The sequence below is a fragment of the Lampropedia hyalina DSM 16112 genome, assembly GCF_900129055.1.
GTDB classification, from domain to species: Bacteria; Pseudomonadota; Gammaproteobacteria; order Burkholderiales; family Burkholderiaceae_C; genus Lampropedia; species Lampropedia hyalina.
The window spans coordinates 68,871-77,570 of the sequence record NZ_FQUZ01000015.1; the positions used below are offsets into that span (position 1 = coordinate 68,871).

7 protein-coding genes and 1 tRNA gene are annotated in these 8,700 nt (G+C 66.6%); 1 reads left to right on the forward strand and 7 read right to left on the reverse strand.

The features are described from left to right. Window positions 1–51: 51 nt before the first annotated feature. The 4 genes from panC to BUE21_RS14820 all read right to left on the reverse strand — a co-directional run bounded on the left by panC (window position 52) and on the right by BUE21_RS14820 (window position 4,971). On the reverse strand, window positions 52–912 hold the full coding sequence (panC, locus tag BUE21_RS07670) for a pantoate--beta-alanine ligase (RefSeq protein WP_073356097.1): 861 nt from the start codon (window positions 910–912) through the stop codon (window positions 52–54). Between the two features lie 45 nt (window positions 913–957). After that, window positions 958–1,863 (reverse strand): 3-methyl-2-oxobutanoate hydroxymethyltransferase, encoded by a 906-nt coding sequence (panB, locus tag BUE21_RS07675; RefSeq protein WP_407656057.1) that lies wholly within the window; start codon window positions 1,861–1,863, stop codon window positions 958–960. Window positions 1,864–1,973: 110 nt separating this feature from the next. Next, window positions 1,974–3,281: an MFS transporter gene (locus BUE21_RS07680; protein WP_073356099.1), complete on the reverse strand. Its 1,308-nt coding sequence runs from the start codon at window positions 3,279–3,281 to the stop codon at window positions 1,974–1,976. Window positions 3,282–3,333: 52 nt separating this feature from the next. After that, window positions 3,334–4,971 carry an enoyl-CoA hydratase/isomerase family protein gene (locus BUE21_RS14820; RefSeq protein WP_073356100.1) on the reverse strand — a complete coding sequence of 546 codons (1,638 nt, stop codon included), beginning with the start codon at window positions 4,969–4,971 and terminating at the stop codon, window positions 3,334–3,336. Between the two features lie 198 nt (window positions 4,972–5,169). Here BUE21_RS14820 and BUE21_RS07690 point away from each other — a divergent pair. Next, window positions 5,170–5,244: transfer RNA gene (locus tag BUE21_RS07690), tRNA-Arg, on the forward strand. Between the two features lie 26 nt (window positions 5,245–5,270). Here BUE21_RS07690 and pcaF read toward each other — a convergent pair. The 3 genes from pcaF to BUE21_RS07705 form a co-directional block, all read right to left on the reverse strand. Further along, window positions 5,271–6,473, reverse strand: a complete 1,203-nt coding sequence (pcaF, locus tag BUE21_RS07695) for a 3-oxoadipyl-CoA thiolase (RefSeq protein WP_073356101.1) — start codon at window positions 6,471–6,473, stop codon at window positions 5,271–5,273. Window positions 6,474–6,508: 35 nt separating this feature from the next. Next, complete coding sequence (locus BUE21_RS07700) at window positions 6,509–8,059, reverse strand: 3-hydroxyacyl-CoA dehydrogenase (RefSeq protein ID WP_073356102.1); 1,551 nt, start codon at window positions 8,057–8,059, stop codon at window positions 6,509–6,511. Window positions 8,060–8,076: 17 nt separating this feature from the next. Continuing rightward, the coding region (locus BUE21_RS07705; protein WP_268767828.1) for an acyl-CoA dehydrogenase family protein at window positions 8,077–8,700 on the reverse strand (624 nt) is incomplete at its 5' end.

Below are 8,700 nucleotides of genomic sequence, written 5' to 3' on the forward strand. Positions count from 1 at the left end.
CAGGAGCACGCCTCCACAGTTCGGGCGCACAGCACTGCTTCGCCCCTACAGTCAGGCAGAGGCAGCCGTGAATTCCAGATTGTCGATCAGCCGGGTGCTGCCCAGCCGGGCTGCGCCCAGGGCGACCAGTGGGGGCAGGGGCTGGCTGTCAGAGGGGAATGTGGGGGGCTGGAGGTTGTCCTGACGGCGTACGGTCAGGTAGTCGGGCTCCCAGCCTTGCTGGGTGAGGGCTTGCATGGCCTGTGTTTCCAGGGCATCCCAGTCCCGCCTGCCGGACTGCACGGCAGTGGCCAGTTGTTGCAGGGCGTGTGACAGCGCGGTGGCGGCCTGGCGGGCAGGGGCATCCAGGTAACTGTTGCGTGAGGACAACGCCAGTCCATCGGCCGCACGTTGCGTGGCCACGCCTACGACTTCGATGGGCAGGGCGAACTGCTGCACCATGTGGCGCAGAATCAGCAGTTGCTGGTAGTCCTTCTGGCCAAAAACGGCCACCTGTGGTTGCACGGCGCACAGCAGCTTCATCACCACGGTACACACGCCGGTGAAGAAGCCAGGGCGAAAATGCCCTTCCAGAATGTCGGCCAGTGCCGGGTCGGGCTGGACGCGGAAGGTTTGAGGTTGAGGGTACAGCTCTTGCTCACTGGGGGCGAAGACGATGATCTGTCCGCCGGTGCTGCGCAGTTTCTCGCTGTCGGCCTGCAAGGTGCGCGGGTAGGTGTCGAAGTCCTCATGGGGCAGGAATTGCAGCCGGTTCACGAAGATGCTGACCACCGTGGCATCGCCCAGCGTGTGGGCCTTGCGCACCAGCGCGAGGTGGCCGTCGTGCAGGTTGCCCATGGTGGGCACCAGCACTCGGCGTTGGAAAGGGGCCAGTGCCTGGTGCAGTTCGGTGAGGGTGTGGACGATTTGCATGGGGAGTGCGTGGTTGAGAATGGAAATTCGATGGTCGGCGGTGGGTCACCAGCCATGCACGGCATCTTCGGGAAACTGCCCCTGCTTGACGGCCTGCACATAGGCGGCCATCGCGGCCTGGATGCTGTTCTGCCCTTCCATGAAATTGCGCACGAAGCGTGGCATCCGCCCCAGGTTCATGCCCAGCATGTCGTGCAGCACCAGCACCTGGCCGGCCGTGCCTTGCCCGGCCCCGATGCCGATGGTGGCGCAGTGCGGCATTTCGCCGGTGAGCTGTCGTGCCAGTGTGGCGGGCACCATTTCCAGCACCAGCAGCGTGGCTCCGGCATCGGCCAGTTCGAGGGCTTCCTGGCGCAGGCGTTGCGCATCGGCTTCGGCACGGCCCTGTACCCGGTAGCCGCCCAGGGCGTGGACGGTTTGTGGGGTCAGGCCCAGGTGCCCGCAGACGGGAATGCCGCGTGCCACCAGAAACTCGACGGTCGGGGCCGTCCAGCCACCGCCTTCGAGCTTGACCATGTGCGCGCCCGCTTCCATCAGCACGGTGGCATTGCGCAGGGCCTGCTCGCGCGATTCCTGGTAGCTGCCGAAGGGCAGATCGGCCACCACCCAGGCCGTGCCCTGCACGCGGCGCACGCCCCGTGCCACGCATTCGGTGTGGTAGCGCATGTGCTCCAGCGATACGCCCACGGTGCTGTGCCGTCCCTGGCAGACCATGCCCAGCGAGTCGCCCACCAGAATGGTGTCCACGCCTGCCTGGTCGGCCACGGCGGCGAACGTGGCATCGTAGGCGGTGAGCATGGTGATTTTCTCGCCGCGTGCGTGCATGTCGGCCAGACGCGGCAGGCTCACCGGTTTGCGCTGGGCGGGCTGGCTGGTGGGCGGCAGCGTGCCGTAAGGGGTGGCCGTGGCATTGGACGGTACGGGTTCGGTCATGCAAGGGTCTCCGGTCATGGTGGGAATGTCTGGAAGTGCGCACCACTGCCAGAGGCGGCGCATTATTGCCGCTATTGCGCCGTGCGTCCATGCCTGATCTCACTGCATGGCTGTTTTCGCCGTCTGTTTCAGGACTTCTGCGGCACCAGCAGCGTCAGCACCGTGCCCAGCAGTGCGATACCGGCGAAGATGTAGAAGGCCATTTCGCTGGCCAGACCGGCTCCCATGATGAAGCCGCCGATCAGCGGCCCGAAGATGCCGCCAAGGCGGCCGAACCCGGCACACCATGCCATGCCCGCGCTGCGTGTGGTGGTGGAATAGTAGTTGGCCACCAGTCCGTAGATCAGCACCTGGGTGCCGATGGTGCCCAGCCCTGCCAAGGCTACTGCCAGCATCAGGATGGGGAAGGGCAGGGCGAAAGTCAGAACAATCAACGACACTGCGGCCAGTGTGAAAGTGCAGGCAATGACCCGCTTGGCACCGATGCGGTCGGCAATGCGCGAGACCACTACGCCGCCGACCACGGCACCGCCATTGAGCATGAGCAGGAAGGCCAGCGAGTTGCGCGAGTCGTAGCCGATGCTTTCCATGATGCGCGGCAGCCAGGTGTTCAGACCGTAGGTGAGCAGAATGCCGCCGAAGCTCATGACTCCCAGCAGCAGCGTAGGGAACAGGTACTGGCGCGTGATGAGTGCCCCGAAGCCCACTTGCGGCACGGCGGCGCGTTCGGCATCGAGTTCGGCGCGGGCCGGTGCGGGCACACCAAAGCGGGCGGTGACTTCTTGCGCCTGCTTGTCTTTGCCTCGGGCCACCAGCCAGCGGGGCGATTCGGGCAGCTTGAAGAAGGCCAATGGCAGCAGGATCACCAGCGGGGCTGCACCGATCCAGAACATGCCGCGCCAGCCGATTTCGTCGCGCAGCAGCATGGCCAGCAGCGCGGCGAAGACCCCGCCCAGCGGAAAGCCGCCATACACCACGGCGTTGTAGAGGTTCTTCTTGCCGGGTGGCGCGAAGTCGGCAATCAGCGTGGCGACCGTGACGATCAGGCCACCGATGCCAATGCCGGTGAACAGCCGCCAGAAGCCGAATGCCTGCACCGAGTGCGTCATGGCGGCAAGGCCCATGCCCAGCGAGAACCAGACGATGTTGATGAGCATCAGCTTGCGCCGCCCCAGGTAGTCGCCCAGGGTGCCCGATACCAGTGCGCCCAGCATCACCCCCACCAGGGCATAGGAGCCGAGTACCCCGGCCTGTTGCGCACTGACCGCGCCCAGGTGGCTGGGGTCGGCCATCAGCACCGGAAGAATCGTGCCATAGACCACCAGGTCGTAGCCGTCGAAGAACAGGGCGATGGTGGCGATGATGACGACCCATAGAACGGATCGCTGGTGCTGCGGACTGACGAAATCGCCCGAGGGCGTGCGGGTGCTGGTCATGTGATGTCTCCTGATGGTTTTTGGAAGTGAGGGGGGATGGAACGGGAATGTGTCAGTCGGTGCCGGTATGGGCGGTGGCCTGTGCGTGGTGCATCAGGCCGCCGTGCCAGCGTGGAAAACCCAGGCCATGCACGCTGACCAGATCGATGTCGGTGGTGTGCAGGGCGGTGCCTTGCGCCAGCAGGCTCTGCGCGCGCTGGTGCAGGGCTTGCAGCACGATGTTCAGGAGGCTCTGCGTTTCGGTTTGGCTGTGGGTGGTCGGGCTGGTGGCGGTGGCATCCGGGGTGGCCGCCATGCCCAGCCCCGCTGCACCTTGGGCGAAGCCAAAGCCGCGCAAGGCGGCATCCAGCGTGGCCCAGCCTGCATCGGTCTGCCACTGCGGGGCGATGGCCTGCCGGGCACTCTGGCGCAACTGGGCAGCCAGCGAGGTGCCATCCGAGCTGCATGTCTGCACCGGGATTTTCCCCAGCCGTTGCAGCAGTGCGAATGCGGTGGCCACGGCATCCGGTGCGGTGGTGGGCAGGGTTGGCACTTCGGCCAGCCGGGTGTCGTCCAGGCAGAGTGTGAGCATGCGGTCGCTGTCGTTTTGTGTGGCAGTGGGTTGCAGCACCAGCACCACGGCATCGGGGCGCAGGGCCAGATGTGGCGTATCGGTGGCAATCAGTACATCAATGCTGGAGAGGTCTTGGCGGTCGATGGCGGGACTGTCTGCGAGCGTGGCCGGGGCGGTGCCTTGGCCCAGCCAGACCGGTTTCAGCCCGGCTGCAAGCAATGGGCCTGCCAGCCGGGCTGCGGCAGTCGCATCTGCCAGGGCGATGGCGCGCCAGGGGCCTGCCTTGTGGCCTGCCAGTTGGGGCGGGCGGGCGGCGGCACGTTCGGCAAAGAAAAGATGGCGCATGGCGGCGGCCTGGGGCGAGCCGCGCAACTGCATGAAGGTGTCTCGCTCGAACGCCAGCGCGCTGGCGCAGTCGGTCTGTTGTGCGTGGCGGATGCAGGCCAATGCCTGAAGTGGAGCGACTGCCTGACCGGCCTGTGCGGCAATCCGCTGCTCTGCGCTGGCCCAGAATGCCTCATCCACCGGGGGGATGGTGCGTTGGCATACCGGCAGCGGCAAGGGCTGTGCGAGTGCCGAGTGGGCAAAGGCAGTGGCTTCTGCCTTCAGATCATCCCCAGGGACGACGGCATCGAGTACGCCGCTGGCCCATGCTTCGGTGGCCGCAATGGCCTGCCCCGATGCAATCAGCTCCAGCGCACGGGCCGCGCCCGCCAGTCGTGGCAGGCGCACCGTTCCCCCGGCACCGGGGATCAGGCCCAGATTCACTTCCGGCAGCCCCAGGCTGGCGCGTGCGCTGGCAATGCGGAAGCGACAACCCAGGGCCACTTCCAGCCCGCCGCCCAGGGCGGTGCCGTGGATGGCGGCAATCCAGGGCTTGGTGGCCTGTTCGATGCGGGCGATCACGTCGGGCAGGTGCGGCAGTCGCGGGGGCTGGCCGAATTCGCGCACATCGGCACCGGCCATGAAGGTGCGCCCGGCGCACAGCAATACCACGGCCTGAATGGCCGGGTCGGCATCCAGTGTTTCGGCGGCATCGAGCAGCCCTTGCCGCACCGCCTGCGACAGGGCATTCACCGGCGGGTTGTCCACGGTGACGAAGGCAAGGGATTGCTCGCGGACGATCTGTACGGACATGAAAAGTCTCCCGAAATAAGCTGGCAATGGCGGTAGGCCGGGTGCGGCAGGGCGCGGTATATAATCCAGCCCCGTCTCTGCGCATCTGCGCGGGCAGACGGTGCTTTCCTCTGGCAAGGCACCGGCGAGGCCCAGGCCCGCTGCCCGCAGGCACAGGCCGCCCCCCCGGCTGGCGCAACGCTTTTCGCTGGCCTTCCGCTCCCCGTAGTTCAATGGATAGAACGAGCGCCTCCTAAGCGCTAGATACAGGTTCGATTCCTGTCGGGGGGACCAAGTCTTCTCCCCTTTTTTTCCTTGCGTCAGACGCGCTCGATCACCATGGCAATGCCCTGGCCCACGCCGATGCACATGGTCGCCAGCGCGTAGCGTCCGCCGCTGGCCTGCAACTGGCGTGCTGCCGTGCCGACAATGCGCGCGCCGCTGGCTCCCAGCGGATGTCCCAGGGCAATGGCCCCGCCGTGCGGGTTCACGCGCGGGTCGTCGTCGGCCACGCCCAGCTCCCGCAATACCGCCAGCCCCTGCGCGGCAAACGCTTCGTTGAGTTCGATCACATCCATCTGTGCCAGCGTCAGGCCCGTCTGCGCCAGCACCTTGCGCGTGGCAGGCACGGGGCCGATGCCCATGATGCGTGGCTCCACGCCGGCCGTTGCCATGCCGACGATGCGTGCCTGCGGCGTGAGGCCGTGGCGTTGTGCCGCCGCTTCGCTGGCGATCAACAGGGCGGCTGCGCCGTCGTTCACACCGGAGGCGTTGCCTGCGGTGACGGTGCCGCCGGGGCGCACGATGGGCTTGAGGGCCGCGAGTTTCTCCAGGCTGGTGGTGCGTGGATGCTCGTCCTGTGCCACCACCACGGCTTCACCCTTGCGCTGGGGGATGGTCACCGGCGCGATCTCTCCTGCAAAAAAGCCCGATTGCTGGGCCGCCACGGCGCGAAGCTGCGAGGCCAGAGCCATGCGATCCTGCGCTTCGCGTTCGATGCCGTACTGGTCGGCGACGTTCTCGGCGGTCTCCGGCATGGAGTCGATGCCGTATTGCTGCTGCATCCGGGGATTGACGAAACGCCAGCCGATGGTGCTGTCGTAAATGGCATTGTTGCGGCTGAAGGCCCCTTCGGCCTTGGGAATGACGAAGGGCGAGCGGCTCATGCTTTCGATGCCGCCTGCAATCGCAAGGCTGGTTTCGCCCGCCTTGATGGCACGCGCGGCCGTGCCCACCGCATCCATGCCGGAGCCGCACAGCCGGTTGATGGTGACCGCTGGCACCTGCACCGGCAGGCCCGCCAGCAGCACGGCCATGCGGGCGACGTTGCGGTTGTCCTCGCCCGCCTGGTTCACGCAGCCCAGCCACAGCTCGTCCAGAGCCTGCCAGTCCACCTGGGGGTTGCGGGCCAGCAGGGCCTGAATCGGCACGGTGGCCAGATCGTCGGTGCGCACGCCCGACAGCACGCCGCCGTAGCGGCCAAACGGGGTGCGCTGGTAGTCGCAGATGAATGCCTCGCTCATGGTGTCTCCTTGCTGTGGTTTTGGGGTATGGAAGGTCAGGATGCGTGGTGCAGACGGGCGATCTGGGCGCGGGCGCGCAGCAGCGGGCTGACGCGGTAGCGTTCGCCCCGGTAGTGCGCGTCGAGGTGGTCGATCACCTGTGCCACCTGCTGCGCATCCCAGGCGGCCAGCCACTCGAACGGGCCTTGCGGGTAGTTCAGGCCCAGCTTCATGGCGGTGTCTGCGCCGGTGTCGCTGCACACGCCTTGCAGTACGGCATCGCTGGCTTCGTTGATGAGCATGGCCAGTGTGCGGGTGACGATCAGCCCGGCGGCATCCTGCACCGGCAGTGGTGCGTAGCCTGCCAGGGCCAGCCAGGCGGCGGCCTGTTCGGCCCATGCGGGGCTGGCCGTGGCACTGCTGGCGAAGGCCAGCGGGATGGCTGCGTCGGCATCGGCTGTGCGTGGCAGATGCAGGTCGTACACGGCCAACTCGGTCACGCCGGTGGCGGCACTGGTGTGCGTGGCGGTGCGGCCATCGCTCTGGCGCAATTGCGCAGTACCGACTTGCAGGCCGATCCAGTCGCTGTCGGCTTGGGTGCCGAAGGCGTGGCCTGCGCGTTGCAACGCGGCCTGCCAGCGTTGGGCCTGCGGGCCGTGGCCATGCACGATCAGTTCGCCCGATGGCTGTGCCGCCGCTAGGGCTGGTGCGGGGGCGGCTTCGGCAGTGGCCACGGGCTTGCCATCGGCGTAGCGGTAGAAGCCCTGACCACTTTTGCGCCCCAGCAGGCCGCCTTCGACCATCTCACGTTGCACCAGCGAGGGCACATAGCGGCGGTCGCCGAAGTTGGCCTGAAACACGGTTTGCGAGACGGCAAAGTTCACGTCGTGGCCGATCAGGTCGATCAGCTCGCACGGCCCCATGCGAAAGCCCACGGCCTTGAGCGCGGCATCCAGCACGGCGGGCGTGGTGACCTGCTCCAGCAGCAGTGCGAGGGCTTCGGCGTAGAACGGTCGGGCAATGCGATTGACGATGAAGCCCGGCGTGGAACGCGCGTGCACCGGGGTCTTGCCCCACTGTTGCGCCAGCGTGAAAACCTGCTGCGCCACGGCGGCATCGGTGCGCAGACCGGCAACCACTTCCACCAGCTTCATCAGCGGCACGGGGTTGAAGAAGTGCATGCCCACCAGCCGTTCGGGCCGTTGCAGGCCGTGGGCAATGGCCGTCACCGAGATGGAAGACGTGTTGGTGGCCAGAATGGCCGTTGCGTCCACCCACGCTTCGATCTGCTGGAACAACTGGCGTTTGATTTCCAGGTTCTCCACGATGGCTTCCACCACCAACCCCACGCTGCTGGCCGCCTGCTCCAGCGTGTCGATGGCGTGCAGGCGGGCCGTGGCAGCGGCCGCACTGGCGGCATCGAGCTTGCCCTTGTCGGCCAGGGTTTGCAGGGTCTGCGCCAGCCGGGCGCGGGCCGTGGCGGCCGCGCCCGGCTGTGCATCGTAGAGGTGGACGCGGTGGCCGGCCTGCGCGGCAATCTGCGCAATGCCCGCGCCCATCACGCCCGCGCCGACCACCAGAACCGTGGGCAGTGTGGTGTTGCTCATGTCCACTCCCGGCTGTGTCAGTTTGCAAAAGCGGCGATACCAGTAATGGCGCGCCCCAGAATCAGCGCATGCACATCGTGCGTGCCCTCGTAGGTGTTCACCACCTCCAGATTCACCAGATGCCGCGCCACGCTGAACTCGTCGCTGATGCCATTGCCCCCCAGCATGTCCCGCGCCAGCCGCGCAATCTCCAGTGCCTTGCCGCAACTGTTGCGCTTGATGATGGAGGTGATCTCCACCGGAGCCTGATGCAGGTCTTTGAGCCGCCCCACTTGCAGGCAGCCTTGCAGCCCCAGGTGGATTTCCGTCAGCGCATCGGCCAGCTTCTTCTGGATGAGCTGGTTGGCCGCCAGCGGACGGCCAAACTGCTTGCGATCCAGTGTGTATTGCCGCGCCACGGCCAGGCAGTCTTCCGCTGCTCCCAGCGCGCCCCAGGCGATGCCGTAGCGCGCACTGTTCAGGCAGGTGAACGGGCCTTTGAGACCACGCACTTCGGGGAAGGCGTTTTCTTCGGGAACGAATACTTCGTCCATGACGATTTCACCGGTGATGGAGGCCCGCAGGCCCACCTTGCCGTGGATGGCCGGGGCCGACAGCCCTTTCCAGCCCTTCTCCAGCACGAAGCCGCGAATCTGCCCTTC